Annotated in this window: 18 protein-coding genes; 7 read left to right on the top strand and 11 right to left on the bottom strand. The window is 33.7% G+C overall.

Translation table 11 applies throughout. The features are described from left to right. Positions 1-111: 111 nt before the first annotated feature. The 3 genes from OC457_RS18510 to OC457_RS18500 are packed head-to-tail and all read left to right on the top strand — an operon-like array spanning position 112 to position 3,363. On the top strand, positions 112-1,059 hold the full coding sequence (locus OC457_RS18510; protein ID WP_080173919.1) for a KpsF/GutQ family sugar-phosphate isomerase: 948 nt from the start codon (positions 112-114) through the stop codon (positions 1,057-1,059). Beyond that, complete coding sequence (locus tag OC457_RS18505; RefSeq protein WP_080173920.1) at positions 1,056-2,351, top strand: RraA family protein; 1,296 nt, start codon at positions 1,056-1,058, stop codon at positions 2,349-2,351. The genes OC457_RS18510 and OC457_RS18505 overlap by 4 nt, the downstream gene beginning before the upstream one ends. Continuing rightward, positions 2,338-3,363 (top strand): glycosyltransferase family 2 protein, encoded by a 1,026-nt coding sequence (locus OC457_RS18500; protein WP_159447841.1) that lies wholly within the window; start codon positions 2,338-2,340, stop codon positions 3,361-3,363. The genes OC457_RS18505 and OC457_RS18500 overlap by 14 nt, the downstream gene beginning before the upstream one ends. Here the strand turns inward: OC457_RS18500 and OC457_RS18495 are convergent. Genes OC457_RS18495 through OC457_RS18480 form a run of 4 tightly spaced genes read right to left on the bottom strand, consistent with a single transcriptional unit; the run spans position 3,311 to position 8,854 of the window. Continuing rightward, positions 3,311-4,615: an O-antigen ligase family protein gene (locus OC457_RS18495; RefSeq protein ID WP_080173922.1), complete on the bottom strand. Its 1,305-nt coding sequence runs from the start codon at positions 4,613-4,615 to the stop codon at positions 3,311-3,313. The genes OC457_RS18500 and OC457_RS18495 overlap by 53 nt on opposite strands. Beyond that, complete coding sequence (locus OC457_RS18490) at positions 4,567-5,904, bottom strand: hypothetical protein (RefSeq protein ID WP_080173923.1); 1,338 nt, start codon at positions 5,902-5,904, stop codon at positions 4,567-4,569. The genes OC457_RS18495 and OC457_RS18490 overlap by 49 nt, the downstream gene beginning before the upstream one ends. Further along, on the bottom strand, positions 5,898-7,064 hold the full coding sequence (locus OC457_RS18485) for a polysaccharide biosynthesis/export family protein (RefSeq protein WP_080173924.1): 1,167 nt from the start codon (positions 7,062-7,064) through the stop codon (positions 5,898-5,900). Before OC457_RS18485 ends, OC457_RS18490 begins: the two co-directional genes overlap by 7 nt. Next, entirely contained in the window at positions 7,064-8,854 is a 1,791-nt protein-coding gene (locus tag OC457_RS18480; protein ID WP_080173925.1) for a WecB/TagA/CpsF family glycosyltransferase, read from the bottom strand. The genes OC457_RS18485 and OC457_RS18480 overlap by 1 nt, the downstream gene beginning before the upstream one ends. Positions 8,855-8,878: 24 nt before the next feature. Here OC457_RS18480 and OC457_RS18475 point away from each other — a divergent pair, with 24 nt between their 5' ends. The 3 genes from OC457_RS18475 (at position 8,879) to OC457_RS18465 (ending at position 11,084) form a co-directional block, all read left to right on the top strand. After that, a complete protein-coding gene (locus OC457_RS18475; protein ID WP_080173926.1) occupies positions 8,879-9,751 on the top strand; it encodes a hypothetical protein in 873 nt (290 codons plus the stop codon). Between the two features lie 74 nt (positions 9,752-9,825). Continuing rightward, the gene (locus tag OC457_RS18470; protein ID WP_080173927.1) at positions 9,826-10,446 is read left to right on the top strand and encodes a hypothetical protein; all 621 of its coding nucleotides are present in this window, start codon (positions 9,826-9,828) and stop codon (positions 10,444-10,446) included. Then, positions 10,386-11,084, top strand: a complete 699-nt coding sequence (locus tag OC457_RS18465) for a lipopolysaccharide biosynthesis protein (RefSeq protein WP_080173928.1) — start codon at positions 10,386-10,388, stop codon at positions 11,082-11,084. Before OC457_RS18470 ends, OC457_RS18465 begins: the two co-directional genes overlap by 61 nt. Positions 11,085-11,109: 25 nt before the next feature. Here the strand turns inward: OC457_RS18465 and OC457_RS18460 are convergent, their stop codons facing one another. From OC457_RS18460 to OC457_RS18430, 7 genes are all read right to left on the bottom strand, one after another. Continuing rightward, positions 11,110-11,769, bottom strand: a complete 660-nt coding sequence (locus OC457_RS18460; RefSeq protein WP_080174008.1) for an alpha/beta hydrolase — start codon at positions 11,767-11,769, stop codon at positions 11,110-11,112. Positions 11,770-11,802: 33 nt separating this feature from the next. Next, the gene (locus tag OC457_RS18455; RefSeq protein WP_080173929.1) at positions 11,803-13,059 is read right to left on the bottom strand and encodes an ABC transporter substrate-binding protein; all 1,257 of its coding nucleotides are present in this window, start codon (positions 13,057-13,059) and stop codon (positions 11,803-11,805) included. A 13-nt stretch (positions 13,060-13,072) separates the two neighbouring features. Then, positions 13,073-14,524 carry an ATP-binding protein gene (locus OC457_RS18450; RefSeq protein ID WP_080173930.1) on the bottom strand — a complete coding sequence of 484 codons (1,452 nt, stop codon included), beginning with the start codon at positions 14,522-14,524 and terminating at the stop codon, positions 13,073-13,075. Positions 14,525-14,601: 77 nt separating this feature from the next. After that, positions 14,602-15,330 (bottom strand): response regulator, encoded by a 729-nt coding sequence (locus OC457_RS18445; RefSeq protein WP_080173931.1) that lies wholly within the window; start codon positions 15,328-15,330, stop codon positions 14,602-14,604. Between the two features lie 226 nt (positions 15,331-15,556). Continuing rightward, positions 15,557-16,768 carry a quaternary amine ABC transporter ATP-binding protein gene (locus tag OC457_RS18440; protein WP_080173932.1) on the bottom strand — a complete coding sequence of 404 codons (1,212 nt, stop codon included), beginning with the start codon at positions 16,766-16,768 and terminating at the stop codon, positions 15,557-15,559. After that, positions 16,765-17,661, bottom strand: a complete 897-nt coding sequence (locus OC457_RS18435; protein WP_080173933.1) for an ABC transporter permease — start codon at positions 17,659-17,661, stop codon at positions 16,765-16,767. Before OC457_RS18435 ends, OC457_RS18440 begins: the two co-directional genes overlap by 4 nt. 17 nt (positions 17,662-17,678) lie before the next feature. Next, positions 17,679-18,677, bottom strand: a complete 999-nt coding sequence (locus OC457_RS18430; protein WP_080173934.1) for an ABC transporter substrate-binding protein — start codon at positions 18,675-18,677, stop codon at positions 17,679-17,681. A 247-nt stretch (positions 18,678-18,924) separates the two neighbouring features. Between OC457_RS18430 and yidA the strand changes: the two genes are divergently transcribed. After that, positions 18,925-19,734, top strand: coding sequence for a sugar-phosphatase (gene yidA, locus OC457_RS18425; protein WP_080173935.1), 810 nt, complete (start codon positions 18,925-18,927; stop codon positions 19,732-19,734). Positions 19,735-19,756 lie beyond the last annotated feature (22 nt).

Genomic DNA, 19,756 nt, shown 5'->3' with positions numbered 1-19,756 from the left:
TAAGAGACGCCATCATAATTAATGCTCAGGCTGTTTGATACAATATGACATCATTGGCTTAATATTTGCTTATTTTTAAGAATAATAATCAATTTTGAGGCAAAACCTACAATGCATTCATTAATATCTGATTCAATATCATTACAAATTGGTGCGCTTCAAAATATGCAGCGCCAATTAACAACGACACAATCTGACGTGCTAATGGATCTGATCCAGCGTCAAACAGGTCAAATTATATTTTCAGGTATCGGAAAATCAGGCCATATCGCCAAAAAAATCACAAGCTCAATAAAAAGTCTTGGTATTAATGCTGCATTCCTTCATGCAAGTGAGGCTATGCATGGTGATATTGGACCATTAAATAATAATGATCTGGTTTTCTTAATTTCAAATTCTGGTGAAACAGCCGAAATACTTGCGCTACAGTGTCAACTTAAATGCCGACATATCCCTATGATTTCATTGACGAGAAGCCATACTAACAGCGTAGCAATACAAGCAGATCTTAATCTTATCGCAGGCTCAATAACAGAAGCCGATCCTTACAGTATATTACCCACCTCATCAACAACGTGTGCATTAGTCATGGGCGATGCTATTACGATTGCGATTGCTCACTATCATGCATTTTCTAAGACTATTTTTGCTAAAAACCATCCCCATGGCAACTTAGGTTTAAATGCTTTAAAGCCTCTTAAAACACAGTTGCAATCAGTGCCCATCATCGATCAAAACACACCATTACAACAAGTATTATCACAGTTATTATCAGGCCATCAAGGATGTGTTTTAGTCGGCGAACAGCAACGACTCCAAGGTCTCATTACCGAAGGAGATCTCAATCGTGCCATTTCTCACAACCCTCATCATTGGCAAAATATTCCAGCCAAAGAAATCATGTCTACCAGCCCAATAATTTTAGATGAGCAACATACGGTGCATGATGCCGAACAAGTGATGCAACAACACAACATTAATACTATTGTTATAACATATCATAATAATGACCAGCACATATTAGGTGTTTATACGCGTATTTACAGGAAGAAAATATGAAGATAATTGCAGTTGTTCCAGCCAAAGGGAATAGTGATCGAATACCATCAAAAAATAGTCAGCTTCTTGATGGTAAGCCTTTATTTCTTAATATGTTAGAGAAATTACTTAAGTGCCCATCGATCAATGAAGTATGGCTTGATACTGATAGTGATGAATTTATCGATATTGCCAGTGAACTTCCAATTCATATAATGAAACGCGATCCTCATTTATCAAGTAATAAAACAGATGGTAATGCGTTATTTTTAAATGAAGTGACACATATTGATGCAGATATTTATTTACAAGTTCTATGTACAAGCCCATTTATTGATATTAAAACAATTGAAGAAACTTTAGCGACACTGATAAATAATCCAAATTATGACAGTGCAGTAATGGTAAAAAAAGAAAAACAATATTTATGGAGTAATAACCGACCAGCTTATAATATTGATCATATACCAAACAGTATCGATCTTAATGATACGATCATTGAAACTATGGGTATGTATATTATGTACCGTGATAAAGCACTTCAATTAAAAAGACGTATCGGTAATAAGCCGTATCTCATTTATGCAACTCCCATAGAAGCCATTGACGTAAATTGGGCGGAAGATTTTCAATTAGCTAATTTGATTGCTGCAGGAATACGAGAAAAAGAAAACCATTTATTACAAAATATTTCAGCATCGATATCCAGTGCTATCTTATCCGATATATTAGATGAGTTAGGCTACTCAAACCAAGTCATAAAAAAACTAAAACCTTACTCTCCTACAAAAATTTTTGGGCGCGCAAAAACATTAAAATTACGTAAAAAACGTCAACACGAATCGCCTGCTGGTATTTATAATGCATTAAATACTTATAATTATATTGTTCCTAATGACATTATTGTTGTTGAGAATGAGATTTCAGATTATGCCTATTTTGGTGAGTTAAATGCAAACCTAGCCATTAGAGCAGGAGCTATCGGAACCATTATTGATGGCGTAACCCGTGATAGCCAAGATGTAGCAAATTTGAATTATCCTGTTTTTTCTAAAGGCTATAATTGCCAAGATGTGAAAAATCGCGCTGTCGTTGAACATTTCAATAAAACCATTGTTATTGACAATATTACGGTTGAACCTAATTGTCTAATTTATGCTGACAATGAAGGTATTGTTGTTATACCTCAGCAAGTAGAACACCAAGTAATTGAGCTTGCTCTGACTCTTACTCGTAATGAACGACATATATTAAATGATATATCAAATGATATTAATGTCGATGAATTGGTGGCGAAATATGGCTTTTTCTAATGTTCCTTTTTTTTCTATCATAATACCAATATACAATGTAGAAAATTATTTAGAAGATAGTTTACAATCGGTATTAGCACAAAGCTTCTTAAATTTTGAAGTCATCATGATTAATGATGGAAGCCAAGACAGTAGTGTTAAAATCTGTCAAAAATTCATCGAAAAAGATCATCGTTTTAGACTTATTGAACAAACGAATAGAGGGCTAAGTGGCGCTCGAAATACTGGAATTCGCCATGCGAAAGGGCACTTCATTGCCTTTTTAGATGGTGATGATTTATGGCATAAAGATAAATTAAGAGCTCATTATTATTTACATCAACTACGCCATGATATTTCGATGAGTTATAGTCAATCTACCTTTATAAATATGGATAATACCTCAATTAATCTTCAGCAAACACCTAAGCTAGATAACATATCAATAAGTGATCTTTATTGTAGAAATCCGATTGGGAATGGCTCTTCTGCAATAATAAAAACTACAATTCTAAGGGAAATAGGGTTTTATTGTCAAAAGCATCATTCTGATCTTCAATATTTTGATGAAACATTAACTCAATCAGAAGATGTTGAATGTTGGATAAGATTATATACGAAGACGAATCTAAAAATTAAAGGGCTCGCATTTCCATTAACAATGTACAGAATAAATATTCAAGGATTATCTTCTGACTATAAAAATCAGCTTTTAAATTGGTTAAAAATGAGTGTCAAAGTCAGTCGTTATAACAAAAATTTAATTAAAGAATATAAAAACAGAGCATTAGCTTATCAATTAAGATATATTTCACGTTGGGCAATAATAAAAATCAAAAAGAAAGAATCACTTTTTTACATATTAAAAGCTCTTCGAATTTACCCCAAAATAATAATCGAAGAACCAACACGAACAATTATTACATTAGGATCTAGCATCCTATTACTTATATTACCAAAAATAGTATTTAATAATTTATTTACTGCCGTTCAACAAAAATTTGGCCGTTATCTTCAAAGTCAATCGCATTAATATTACATTTATAAAAACAAGCACGTAACATCATGCCAATGAACAACCATCCTGGCCACATTACATATGACAATATTTCAATGTTTTCAGTAAATGAATACATTAAAAAAATAAAAATAACAAAAAAACCAGATAAATAATCACGCCGAATAAAACTTTTAAAAAACAAATATATCGTGGTAACGATTAAAGGAATAACATATAATAAAAGACCTATTATACCTTTTATGAATAACAATCCAATAAACGTATTATGACTGCCAATTGGCATAAATTGAACAATATGTGGCCCACGTTCAACATTTCCATGACCAAACCAAAAAGATTCATTATACCAACGATATAAACCAATATTATTTAATGTTTTCCTTATCATACTTGAATCTGAACGCATACTATTTATATAATTCATTAAATCAATAATACCGCCAATGATTTCATCAATAAAAATCCCAAAAAATAACAAAGAAAAAAGCATTATAAATAAAACAATAACAATATCAAAAAAGTAACTTATAAAATAACCAGATAGTAATAAAAACAATATTATTATTCCAGCTCTAGACTCAGATAATAATATTAAGAGAACAGCTGAAAATATAGCTATATATTTTTCTTTATCTGATGGTCGAGGTAAAATAATTGACAGTGCTAACAATGCATAAAAAGCTAATGCCGGTGACCATGGTGCAAATAATTGCCATCTTGGTAAACCAGTATTAATATCATTCCAATATAACCATACTTTAAAAAACTGCTCCCCCCCACCACCAAATATTTTTAATGGTGAAATATAAAGTAATGTTGGAAAATTTAAAAATGCAACAGCAATAAGAAAAGGAGAAATAATTAAACTTTGCCATAAAATATTTATTATGGCTTTTTGTAATAAACAATATCTAATTGGTAAAATAGTACCTATAAAAATAAATATACCAATTAACGCCCAACCTTTTGCCCACCCAACGCTTGACTTAACTATCATTAATAACGAATGGCCCGTATTTAAAGAACCAATAATGACAACAGCCTCAACCAACAATATTGATAAAATCCACATAATGGATAAAGAATGAATTGCAATTTTATTATTAAATATAATTAAAGTTGCTCGATACAATAAAAACCAAGCCAATATCGGACCTATAAGGTATAAGCCGCCAACTAAGTATAATGGGTAAGTAAATACTATAATATAATATATTATCTTTTCATCGGTATTTTTGAATGTTGCCTTCTGTAATAAATGCATAAAATCGCAACCCAAATAATAGTAGAAAATACTCCAATAATAATTACAATTAGATGTATATGTTTATTCTTCTCATTTACTATTTTAGCATCTTCCCATAAATGAATATCAGGATAAATATGTTCTGCGTCATCAATATACGCCTGTTCATTACTTAATTTAGAAAAATAAATAGCTTCATGAAGCTCCAATTTTTTAGTTAACATTTCCAATTGATTTTGTTTATCTAATATTTTTACTACAGTTTTCTTTAAATCTTTTATTTCAACATCAATTTGATTAAATTCATTAACCGTAGTTTGATATTTTATTTTATTTAGTACGTAAACTTTAAAAATTTCAGAACGTTCATCAATATCAATGCTTAAAATAAGTTTTTTTGTATTCTCATCATTTAATTTTTTATCTAAAGATAATAATCTGTAATTTATATTTTTAGTCAATTTTTTATATTCTTCTTTTAATTGTTTTAAATCCGGATTATTATTACCACTGGTAACGGAAAGTAATGATATTTTTGTAAATACTTCTGCTCTCTCTTGATGAAGTTTTTTCAAAATATAATCAGAATTAATAAATAATGCTAATGATGCTTCTTCTGCTGTTAATTGCAAGATATTCTCAAACTTTTCTAATTGTGTTGTTAGTGATACTAGTTCAATTTTCTTTTTGAGTAAAAGATCTTCTAATTCATATAACTTTTTTGCATAATAATTATTAGAGTCATCATGTAATAGATTATAATTAATTCTTATACTTCTAATTTTATCCGTTAATAACTCTATTTTGGCTTTTTCTTTGTTAACTTTAATTTCATTTGTTATATTCCTAAATTCAATATATTTTCTTCGATGATCATCTATTCTGTTTTTTAACTTATACAATAGTGTTTCTAATATCAAAACTAAATTATGATTATGATCACTAGTCATAGAAATTTTAATCAATGGCGTTTGAGGTACATTTATAATTTTAGGGGTCGGAATATCCTTTAATAACAGATCAAGTTCATGAGCAATCTCATATCTTAGTTCATTACTCATAATTATTTCTTTATATGTTTCTTTAGGATCAATCTTCATATTAGAAAATATTGATTTATTATTTGTTGTCATTTCACCAATACTCAGTAATTTTAATCGAGTATCAGATTGAGATGAAGGAAATATAATAGTCAATCTTCCTTCATATTTCCCTTTCAAAAAGGCACTTCCAAGCAATATACTCCAAATAAAAATGGAGCCTAGCATAAAAAAAATGAAATAATGCTTTAATACTTTAATTACCATCCTATCAACCCATGCATAAGAGTAATTGGTAGCAAAGTTTCGGTTAATGATTTGACAATAGCTAAATAGTTTGTCATTCCGGAATCATAACAAGCCATCTTATCCCCATTCATTAAATAAGGATTATAATGTGGGTTATTTCTATATTTAATCAAGTCATAAGTACTAATTTTTAATGCTACTAAATTCTCATCATTATTCAATGATGTGATAAGTAAAACACCACGATCACTATTTGTTGACTCTGTTCCTCCAATACAGTTAGCACCAAATGCCGCATCTATTAATCTAGAACCATATGGCATTTCTCGAGTATCTCGATTTATATTACTTAAATTATTATTTTCTGCCGGTATTGTTGTATTAGATAAAAATAACTTAATCCCAATAGGTGTTATTTTTGAAACACGAATCAATGTACTATCAACACATAATGAGGAACCAATATAGATTTCATCACCATTAACTAACGGTATATCCCTAAACCCTGCATCACTAAAAATACCATTAAAATCAATTGAATAACTAACTCCATTACGAACTAATCTCACATTCGTTATATCAGCAGTAGGTCTTATTCCCCCTGCCAATTTTATTGCTAAAGTAAGCATTTTATCTTCAGTGTGAGATATTCCTAAATCTTTATACTGATTTAATATAGGGTCGTTTTTATTTATAATAATAAATCCTGGTTTAAAGACTTCACCATTCACTTTTATAGAAATAGGTGCATATTTTATAACTGTTATGACTGAGTAAAAAATATCCTTTTTAAATATATGATTAGAGACATAAGAAGATGATATTTTTTCACTTAGCTCATCAATAGCTAAACCTTCAGCTTTTATTGGTTCAATCCATGGTAAATATATATTACCATTTGATTTTATTATATAATCTTTAGATAATGTCTCATTGTTCATTATTTTAATATTTAAAACATCACCCGCTGATAACATTTCATTTCTATTTAAAACTGCATTTATACTATTATTGATATTTCCTTTTATATTACGGTTTGTATATTTTTGGTCGCTATTATAGCTGCAGTTAGCATTACAATAATTTAAACAATTTGTTGCACTATAACTATTAATGGACTGTTTGTTTGAACAGCCAAATAACACTCCAATAATTAACAAAACAGTAACAATATGCATTACATTGCTCCTCTCGCATAAAGCACTGCTGGAATTGTTTTAATCAATATAAAGAGATCCAACATTATTGTTCTGGTTATTACATAATTTAAATCCAACTCAAATTGCTTTTTGCATGACAACTCAGAACGTCCAGAAATTTGCCAGAGCCCAGTCATACCTGGCTTTATGAATAAACGTAATTTATGTATCTGGGTATACTTTTCAACTTCTGATTCTAAAGCGGGTCTTGGCCCAACTAATTTCATATCCCCTTTTAATACATTAAAAAATTGCGGTATTTCATCAATAGAAAATTTCCTTAGCCAATATCCTATTTTTGTTATTCTTGGATCTGATTTATTTTTATACCTTATCCCATCACTAATATAATTATTCAATTCCTCTTCATCTAAAGTTATATTATTATCCATTGTAGTATATTTATACATAATAAAACGTTGCCCATTCTTACCGACTCTAATTTGTTTAAATATTGGATTTCTACGCTCCAAACAAAACAGCAAGCAATAAAGAGTTAGATGAAATGGACTCCATATTATTAATGCACTAACTGAAATAGCAACATCAATTGATCTTGATAACAAATTTAAAAAAAACAATTTAACATTTAAAATATTTGATATATTCCAATATATAAAATTTACATTTCCTACAATATACCTATTCCATAATCTTGTTGGCTCTTGATATAGTCTATATAACCACTCACATCCAATTTGCCTGATCATTAATGGTGCTCGTTGTACTTTACCTGCATAAAAATCAAACATTCCACCAACACAAATAATAACGTTAACAGATAATTTTTCATAATTATCGATAACCCATTGTTCTTGTATTGGCGTTCCAAACCCAACAAATAATATCTGTGTTTTTGATTTATTAATATAATCTATAATTACTTTATCATCATTGAAATAACCATGATGACTACCAGCGATATTAAGTTTAGGATAGATATTTTTAAACTTAGCTAATGCTTTTTTAGAAATATCGCCCTTTCCACCAAGGAAAAATACTGACCACTTTTCCTGTTCCGCTAATTCTAAAATCTTTGGACTAAAGTCAGTGCCATTAATATTATCTCCTGGTAGTATTCCTTTTAATTTTAAAGCCCATTTAAGACCAATACCATCAGGTAATACTAAATTAAATTTGGATAAATTTTTACGATAACAGTGACTATCTTTCAGCTTATTTAAACAATCAGCATTAATATAACCAATTAGACTTGGATTTTTCCTCGGTATCGCAATAATCAGCTGTTTTACTATATTTAAAGCTACATTTTGATGACCATTAAAAACATCAATCCCAAACCATCTTATTCGCTGATTAATTGGTTTATCTGATACTTTGAATAATAATGAGTAAGCATATAACAATGGATATACACATTTTTTCCACCAATAAATTTTCAATTCTACATCATCATTTAAATGATGATATTCAGCGGGTTTAATGCCTAAATTTTCATGTATATCTCGTGCAGAAAAAGCACCTACTCCCTGATTATCACTGCTATAAGCTATTTTTGGAGAATAACCAATAAGGTGTAAGTCTCCTTTTACTACCGCTAATAGCCTTGCTAATCGACTTGTCTCACAAAATCGATAATCAAATCCACAACAATATTCGTATCGGCTTAATACTCGTCCACATAAGCTATAGTTTTGAATCGCATAACAAACCCATACGGGAAAACTAACTACACTGTATAGCAGTGCTATTAAACGATCGAGTATAGATACATCAGTTATCATTACTCTATTCATCACTCTATTCATAACGCTACCTATGGATAATAATTAATGAAAATACAATGTGTTATATTTAACTATAATCTTCCAAAGCAAACGGACGAGACATATAACATTCTAATTAAGAATAACTTTTCTCCAGATCACATTATTGTGGTTGATAATGGTTCAGATAAAGCTCCACAGGCACTTTCAACCAATTTATCATTACCCTTTAATGTTCGTTTTTCTGGACAAGCAAATACAACCCTTCAATTTCTTATGCACTACCACCCATCTGAATATTACTTACTCATAACGACCAGTGCAGAACTTGATTCAAAACTCAACTACTTTCAGATCTGTCATCAGATTATTGCTGAACGTTCAAAATCTTTTGGTGTCGTCATGGCTTCCCTTATTGATGGTGAGACTGAGAAAATTACGCCACAGCAATCTCATCATGACTTAATGCATCAAATGACACCTTATCGTGCTGTTTATTCTGCTCAACCTATTATGACTCTAGTTTCGCACCAACTTTTATCTATCTGTTACAAAAAACATGCCGCTTATTTCAATACTGACTTAAAAAGAGGACACGGTATCGATATTGAGCTTCAACATATGGCTTTAAGTCACGGATTAACAACTGTTGTATCACGCGATCTATGGGTACATTGGAAGACAAATCAAGCACATAAATTAAACCTCGCGGATGAATCTGCTTATGAATATCGCTGCCAAGCTCAAGCTGAAATGGAAAAATGTTTTGCAAAAAGATACGGAGAGCAATGGGAAATACAATTTAGGTCGCAATTTGCAAAGGTAACTGACACAAAAATGAAAATAACGGCAAAAAACCGATACAAATTCGCATCCTTACGACAACTATGGTATCGAATTAAATTCTCTTTTTTTAAACTTAGAAAAAAAATCAAATAGTCTTTTAATTGGTATTAATCTTGCTAGATATAAATACAGTAAAAATAAGAATGCATTTAAGAATAGGATATTCTATGACGTCTTTTTTTAAAAAATCATCAGCTTATTTGATATCCAATATTTTAAATGGTCTATCATTACTGTTTCTATTACCGTTTTTAACCCGTTCTCTTTCTGCTCAAGAATATAGTCAGATTATACTATTTCAAACATTGATTTTTGGCTTATTATCTTTTATACACTTAAATGTTTTTCAGGCATCAAATATAAAATTCTTTGATAAAAATTCAACGGAAAAAGATATTCAACACTATAATACAGGCTGTATTATCTTACTTATTATTTCTATTACTTTATTTCTATTGATATTATTAAATAATCTCTCATTTCTATCTAACTTATTATCATTACCAGAGTCGTGGGTAATATATGCTATGGTTATCGCTATATCACAAACAGTGATACAATTTTGTTTATGGCAATGGCAAATGAGAAAAAAAGCCTACCAATATTCAATTTTTAATTCCTGCTATATTTTATTTTCATCATTCTTTACATTAATACTGCTTTATTTATTACATGACAAAATAGAAGCTAGAGTCTATGCATTACTTGTTGTTTCTGCGATTTTTTTTTGTTTTCAACCTTTATTATCATCAAAAACAACTGGCTACTTTTCTCTTGTGTTTCACTAGCCATAATAAAAGATATTCTCAAGGTAGGTCTTCCTTTAGTTCCTCATTCGATCGGTATTTTTATTTTAGTTGGTGCTGATAAATTTATCATCGGCAAAATCCTTGGTCTTACCACAATTTCATCATATCTTGTTGTATTTCAAATCAGTGCCGTTTTTATTTTTGTATTTGATGCTATCAATAAAAGCTATTACCCATGGTTATTTGAAAAATTAAATGAAAACAATGAAAAGACAAAAAAGAAATTGTGGTTTTTAACCTATATTTATTTTATTTTGTTACTCATAATATCGATATTTTTCTTTTTTCATGGCTCTACATTAATTACCTTAATTGCGGGTAAAAATTATATTATTAATGATAGTATTGTTGGTCTTATATTTCTTGGGCAAATATTTGGAGGTATGTATTTAATGATCAATAATTACTTGTTTTATGAAAAAAGAACCAGCTTAATTTCAATGATAACTATCATATCAGGGGCTATACATTTGTTATTAATTTCTTTATTTTCATATTATTTTGGGATCACAGGTGCTGCATTATCTTTTTGTCTCTCTAAGTGTCTTCAATTTTTACTGACATGGGTAAAGGTCTACGAAACAACAACCTTATCATTAGCAAGTAAAGGCGAATAAATCGTTCTCTATTCGCCAATATATTCTATGCTAACTGCACCTTTATCCATTGTGCAATATCTTTAATTTGTAGCATGCACACTTGGTGTTCCATTGGATAGGTTCGCCATTGCGGATGATAACCTGCCGCTATCAAATCATCACGAGCCATTTCACCTAATTTAGGAACAACGACAGGATCATAGCGACCATGCATGATCTCAATGGCAATCTCTCGATTAGCTTCACTGTATTGAATAATATTTGAGGTTGGGAAATAGGTTGATAATGTAAGTAATCCTGCTAGGGGTTTGGCATAACATAGAGCAGCATGATATACCACAGCCCCTCCCTGAGAAAATCCAGCTAAAATGATCCGCTCAGATGCAATACCGCGGCTGATCTCACGCTCAATTAAGTCAGTAACAGATTGGGCTGAATCTATCAGCTGATCAACATTAAGCTTACGTGCTACATCCAATGAAATAATGTCATACCATGCCGGCATAACAGCACCACCATTGATAGTTACAGGAATGGAGCTGGCATGAGGAAAGATAAACCGTACTGGCATATCAGCAGGTAAATTTAACTCTGGAAGTAGCGCTTCAAAATCATGGCCGTTAGAGCCTAAACCATGCAACCAAATAACACTTGCGGTCGCTTCAACGATGGGTTCTACTTCAACACAAGGCAAATAGGTCATATTCATATTTTTATCCTTTATTAACCTTGCTCACTATATCGCTGACTTTATTACTTGTGCAAGTCGAGATGGTGCTAAGATTGGATCAGGATCGGTCTTATTAAAAAATTCACTCACAACATCAACAATGGCTGATTGTACGTCCGCAGTTGTCGCTAAATTTTGTGAAAAACTAGGGACCAAATCGCCAGATAATGAGGCTTGCTTAAAAGCTTGCATAGAATCTAACGCGCACTGATCAAATGTAGACATATCCATATCTAATCGAACCGGAATCGAACCTTTATTTAAATTAAATACTTTTTGAAAATAAGGCGTTAATAATATTTTAGCTAAATCATGTTGTGCAATATTATCCGCTTCAGTACCTTTTAATTTAAAAAAAGCTAAACTATCGATGTTAAATGTAAACTGATACTGCGTACCTGGTGCTGGCACACATAAATAATCGATTCCAGGTCGCTCGCCAGCTTGAGCAAACTCACCTTTCGCCCAATCCCCCATAAACTGCATTGCAGCTTGACCATCAATGACCATTTCAGTCGCGGAATTCCAATGCCGACCTTCAGCTTGAGGGTCAATATACGTTTTCATACGTTTAAACTGTTGAAAGACTTCGACCATTTTATCGCTATTGATAACCGCCATATCAAGATCAACAAACGCTTTACGGTAATCCGCAGAGCCCAATACGGCTAAAGCAATACTTTCAAACAAAGTGGCATCTTGCCAAGGTTGACCTCCGTGCGCTAATGCAATAAATCCTGCAGCTTTAATTTTATCTGCGGCTACAAAGAATTCAGCTAAGGTTGTCGGTACGGTCGCTCCCGCAGCTTTAAATACTTTAGGATTAACCCATAACCAATTAACACGATGCACATTAATCGGCACTGCTACATAATGATTATTATATTTCATTATATTTGCAACCACAGGCGGTAAGACTTTATCCCAGTGTTCTTGCTGAGCGACCGCATCCAATGAGGTTAAAAATCCTAACCGTCCCCATTCTTGAATATCATGACCTTTTAATTGCGCAGCCGTCGGTGGATTACCAGAAACGGCTCGCATTTTTAGTACCGTCATTGCACTTTCGCCACCGCCACCAGCCACAGCAAAATCTTTCCAACTGTCGCCTTGTTGCTCCATCATTTGTTTCAGTACTTTAACGGATTTAGCTTCACCACTAGATGTCCACCAATGCAGTACTTCAACTTGACCTGCAGCATTCGCCTTTATTGCAAACAACCAAGATAAAACTGAGATAAATATTAGGTATTTTAGCTTCATACTTTCTCCTTCTTTAAGTCAATGCAACAGACAAAACACGAGGTAGTATCACTATCACGATAAGCCCTTTGGTTAAACCATTTTTAATCATCAACTTACCACCATGTGCATGAATAATATTACGTGCAATGCCCATTCCTAAACCATGCCCATCACCATCCGTTGCTAAACGAAAATAAGGTTCAAATACCGCTGATAATGATGATTCAGGAATGCCTTGGCCTTGATCAGTGATAGTCATAATAATTTTGTCAGGCTTATCTATTACTGCGACAGTAACTTTATGGCCGTACTTAACCCCATTATCAATTAAATTACTTAAACATCGTTTTAAACCCAATTCTTTCCCCATCATTGGCGAAATAATGAAGGTCGGTAGCGTTACTTTTTGTTCATGGTGATTATGTCGTTCGGCAATACTTGCTAGTAATAAATTCAAATCAATCGGGACAATATTTTCGTGTAAATCCGTGTCTTTTACACATTGTAACGCGCCTTTAACCATCATCTCTAACTCATCAAGATCATGATTAAATTTATCAATTTTTTTATCGTCATCCATTAACTCAACGCGTAACCGTAATCGTGTAATCGGCGTTTTAAGATCATGAGAAATCGATGAAAATAGCTGCTCTCGATCTTCAATATAGCGTCGTAGCCGTAACTGCATGCGGTTAAATGCCTGAGTCGCCATTACTAATTCTGTTGCCCCTTGCTCTTTTAATGGCGGTTGGTAAATATCAAGACTTAACGCATTTGCCGCATCAGCCAATTGTTTTAACGGCTTTGTTTGACGGCGTACCATAATATAGGTAAAGACTAATAATAAACTGGTGATAAAGACTAAAAATAAGATTTGCTGGTGAGTGATCACTTCATCTTTTAGATTCATATAAGGGGCTGGCAATAACGCCGCAATATACAACCATTGATTTTTTTCTAATTCAATCTGCACGACTAAAATAGGTGGATTTAGGGGTTCTAAACTTAATGTATTATGTACCCATGAACGAGGTAAATCGCTCAATAAAATATCATTTTTTAGAACATGTAGCGTTTCAGGACGAGAAAATTCAACTTTTATCGTCGATAATCGCGGTAGTTTTTGGTGAAGCACCTTTTCAAAAACAGAAACTGCCATCTGTTTTTGTTCTGAATGTGCGATAGGATTAATTCGAATTTCTTCATCATTAAAAGAGACAAAAAAACGCGTCCCTCCCATATTACGTAGCTGGTCTAACACAATATGACGATATTGCATTGGTAGTGATTGGAAAAACGTCACCGTTGAAGCAAACATTGTTGCCATGCTTGCTGATGTTGATTGCAAGCCATCTAAATCTCGCTGTTTCGATTGACTATACCAAATAGACGTTGCAATAACTTGTGCCAAAAAAACGGCTAATAACGTTAACCATAATGTTCTCGCAACCAATGATTTCGGGTACAACACTTTCCAATTCATCGAGCATTATCCATAGCGTAAAAAAGTGTGACGCTCATACAAGCCATCACACTTTATTAGGTGTCATTATGATAGGGTTAAACGTCTTCATAAACCACATCAGCAGTAAAGATATAACCATTACCGCGACTGGTTCTTATTAACCGTTGAGTGCGCCCCTTATCACCTAACCGTTGTCGTAATCGACTTAAAGCAACATCAATACCACGCTCAGAAGGTAAGGTATCTCGTCCTCGAGTTGCATAAGAAATAGTGTCACGATCTAATATTTCTTGTGGACGTGATAAAAACAACATCAATAATGAATAATCACCTCCCGTAAGTTCAAAATCTTGTTTTTTATTGAGATCAAACAAACAGTGTGTTGTGGTATCAAGTCGCCAATTTGCAAAACGAATAAACTTAGCTTCTGTAGATATAGACTGACTTTCTGTAGGCTTTATTCGCCTTAATAAAGCTTTAATACGAGCCAATAACTGACGAGGGCTAAATGGCTTAGCAATATAGTCATCAGCCCCTATTTCAAGACCAATGATCTGATCCATCTCATCAGAAACAGCCGTTAGCATGATGATAGGTACATTTGAGCTTTTACGAATATACTGACACAAAGTAAAGCCATCATCGCCTGGCATCATCACGTCTAATAAAATTAAATCAGGGTAACCAGCAGCTAAACGCCGTTTCATCTCCTCGCCCCCCGCCGCCGTAATTACCTCAAAGCCGTTTTTTGTTAAATATTCATCCAGTAATTCACGGATTTCTTGGTCATCGTCAACAACGAGTACTGTTTTGGTTGCACCCATTTTACTCACCCTTACAAATTAGAAAGCGCATTTAAACTGATGTTTTTAACTGCGCATTCTATAACAAGTAGACAAAATGCTTCAATGCTGAATAAAACGCACCATGTGATCTATCTATCACTAAGCATATTCAATCAACAAACATTGACGATAAACAACGAAAAACACTCAAGACAATAACGTCAAGAGTGTTTGTTTAAAAACCAACAATAGAAAAAGAGTGATTCTACTCTCGTGAAGCACCTTGCTCGCTTAATGCTTCTGCTAATGTTGATCGTGATAATCGACCAGTAACGTCACCATCTTTATTAATCACAGGCAGTGGATGCTCACTGTCTAATGTGTCTGGGATCACCGTTTCCAATAAAGCATCGGTTGTTATCGCAGGTACGGTCTCTAACATCGATGAATCAATCGCTTTGCTGTAATCAGATTCATTTACACGTTCTAACGTCTGTTGAGTGATCACGCCTTGATACCCTTCATCATCAATGAAATAACCGTAATTATCTTTTGCATTACGCATTTCTGCTATCGCTTCGCCAATGGTTTCAGCTGAAATTCTAACCCCTTGTGGCTTCATTACTGTCGCAACTGTTAACGCTCGAGCGCGATTCACATCTTTAACAAATGCTTCTACATAATCATCAGCAGGGTTAAGTAAAATATCAACAGGTTTACCTTGTTGGATCAACTTACCATCACGCAAAATAGCAATGCGATCACCTAACCGTAATGCTTCATCAAGATCATGAGTAATAAAAATAATCGTTTTATGCAGTTTTTCTTGTAATTCAATAAGCTGATCTTGCATTTCACTTCTAATAAGGGGGTCTAATGCAGAAAAAGCTTCATCCATTAACAATACTTCAGCATTTGTACATAATGCCCGCGCTAATCCCACTCGCTGTTGTTGTCCTCCAGATAAATTAGCTGGATAACTTTGTTCATATCCAGCTAATCCAACCGTGGTTAGCCATTGTTGCGCTTGTTGTTGCCACTGATCAGATTTAACCCCTTGAACCTGTAAACCATAACCAACATTTTGCAATACGGTACGATGCGGCATTAAACCAAACCGTTGAAATACCATCGACATTTTATGACGACGGAAATCCTGTAATTGCTTGGCATTTAAGGTCATTACATCTGTATTTTCTATCGTAATGCTACCTTCTGTCGGTTCAATCAAGCGATTAAAATGGCGTATTAATGTCGATTTACCAGAGCCTGACAGCCCCATAATGACAAAAATTTCACCCGGATAAATATTCAAATTAATATCACTTAAGCCCACGGTATGACCGGTTTCAGCCAAAATAGCATCTTTAGATTGTCCGGCTTTTACCTTGGTAAGTACTTGCTTATCTTTAGGACCAAAGATCTTATACAGATTTTTAACTTGAATAAGTGGAACACTGTTATGTTTATTACTCATTTGGGTGTCCCTCCTAAATGCTGCTGACTTCGTTGAGCATAGCTTTGAGAGATACGGTCAAAAATAATCGCTAGTGCCACAATAGCTAAACCATTTAGCAACCCTAAGGTGAAATACTGATTCGTAATTGATTTAAGGACTGGTTGGCCTAGCCCTTTAACGCCAATCATCGATGCAATAACCACCATCGCCAATGCCATCATAATCGTTTGATTTATACCCGCCATTATATTGGGCATTGCTAAAGGAATTTGTACGCCAAATAAACGTTGCATAGAGCTTGCACCATAAGCGGTTGCCGCCTCCAATACTTCTTCGTCCACTAAACGAATGCCTAAGTTTGTTAAACGAATAACAGGAGGGACGGCATAAATAACAACGGCTATCACACCTGGAATTTTACCAATCCCGAGTAACATCACTACGGGGATTAAATAGACAAAGGCAGGCATGGTTTGCATCACATCAAGTAGTGGCGTCACAATACGTTGAATACGATCGGATCTTGCCATTGCGATGCCTGTTGGTATACCTATTGCAATAGCGACCAAAGTGGAGACTAAAATAATACTCATGGTGCGCATGGTATTATCCCACATTCCAAAAACACCAATCAGCACAAAAGAAATCACAACCCCAAGCGATAACTTCCAAGAGCGACTAGCCATATAAGCGATTGCCGCTAATACCGCAATCACTAACCACCAAGGCGTCGCCAGTAACAGTTTTTCAAACCAAATTAAAAAGGTCAGTAAAGGATCAAAAAAGCTTTCAATGGTATCACCATATTCGCGAGAAAATGCACGATAACTACCATCTAATGTTTTCCTTATTTCAACTAACTGTGCTCGTTCAAGTTGAGGAAATTCTGTTATCCATGAATCATTTGACATAAGTATCATCCATTTACTTATAAATCTTGTAATGCAGTTTTAACTTTTTTAGCTACATCTGTTGATACCCATTGGGTCCAAATAGCTTCATGGTTGGTTAAAAATTCCACCATAATCGCTTCACCATCAGCTTGATTCTCTTCCATCCATGCTAATAACCCATTCATTTCATTATTGGTAAATGAACGTGCTGATAAATATTTTACGGCGTCTGTTGAACGAGCAGCAAATGAGGTAGTAATAATTGTATCAACTGCTGATGGTGGGTACATCGTGACTTTAGGATCGACACATTCAGGATCGGTGATACACGATGAGAAGTATTTCGCATCAACACCTGAACCGAAATCAACCTTAACCATTTTATATTTACCAAGAACGGCGGTAGGAGCCCAGTAATAACCAAACCATGGTTGTTTTCGCTCATAAGCCTTAGCGATTGAACCTGATAAACCCGCACCTGAACCGGGATCAATCAAGTCAAATCCAGACTGAGCTAAATCAAGTGCTTTAAATAAATTACCTGCTGATATTTGACAGTTCCAACCAGCAGGACAACCGTAAAATGCTGCTTTTTCAGGATCCTCTGGATGAGTAAATAACTTTGCATTTTTCTTTATACCTGCAATGGTGACCAATTCTGGTATCTGTTCGACCATATATTCAGGCACCCAAAACCCTTCTTCGCCACCATCAGAAAATGTTGGTCCCGCAAATTTTAGTCGCCCTTCTTTTACACCACGATCAAGCGCACTTTTTAATGAATTACTCCACATTTCAGGTGCAATATCTGGCTCTCCTTTTTCAATCATGGACGTACCCGTTGGCATTGTGTCACCTGGTACTAATTCCGTATCACAGCCATAACCATGTTGTAAAATAAAACTATCAACGTTGGCAATTAAAGTCGCCGAGTTCCAATTCATATCAGCAATTGTTACTTTGCCACATTCTTCTGCATTTATTTGTGTTGAAAAACCTATCGTGAATAAAGACGCTATAACTAACTTACGCATAAATAATTTCCCTTTATTTACCTACAACTAAACGTATATAATACTTAGTAGTCTAAACAAATAATCACTCCAGCACAAAGAAATACAACAAATAAACCACAATAAACACACAATTGAATAGCGATAAATCATCATTTTATCTACGAATATCGTTTTATTTATACTGAATATAAATACTACTTTTTATCGTTTTTATGACTAATTTTGCTTATTATGGTTTCAGTATTTATTAGTGATGGAAATAACAATGTATAAATTAGTTGCACTTGATATGGACGGCACATTACTGAATTCAGATGGCACTATTTCAGCAATCAATAAACAAGCAATTGCTGCTGCGCGCGAGCAAGGTGTCTATGTAGTATTAGCATCTGGCCGTCCGATTGAGGGTATGACATGGGCCTTGAAAGAGCTTAATATGGACAGCGATAATGATTTTGTATTGTCATATAACGCATCTTTAGTACAGCGTGTTGCAAGTCAAGAAGTGGTTAGAAGTCAAACCTTAAAAGGTATTGATGCTAAAACTATTGCAGCCATTGCCCATGATCTTGGTGTTCATGTTCATGCCTTTTCTCGTCGTCAGGGTTTAATTACTCCTGAGCATAATTACTATACTGATCATGAAGCTAAAATTAATGGCTTAACCATCACATTAGCAAATTTTGCAGAGCTTGATGACAATGAAGAAATCATGAAAGTAATGATCATTGATGAAGCTGAACGTCTTGAAGCGGCTATCGCACAATTACCTTCTGACCTATACCAACAGTATACTATTGTAAGAAGTGCACCATTTTTCCTTGAGTTTATGCATACCAATAGCAATAAAGGGGTGGGTGTTAAAGCACTAGCAGATTTCTTAAATATTAAACAAGATGAAGTTATTGCAATGGGTGATGCCGGGAATGATCATCACATGATTGAATTTGCGGGTTTAGGTGTGGCGATGGGAAATGCTACCGATGAAACAAAAGCGATTGCTAACTATATTACCGATACTAATAATAACGGTGGTGTTGCGCAAGTTATTGAGAAATTTATTCTTAACGCTTAATATCTAAAAATAGATGTTAAAA

The sequence above is a fragment of the Photobacterium toruni genome (assembly GCF_024529955.1).
GTDB classification, from domain to species: Bacteria; Pseudomonadota; Gammaproteobacteria; order Enterobacterales; family Vibrionaceae; genus Photobacterium; species Photobacterium toruni.
Note: the sequence above shows the minus strand (reverse complement) of the source record. Positions and strands in the feature narration are given on the sequence as shown.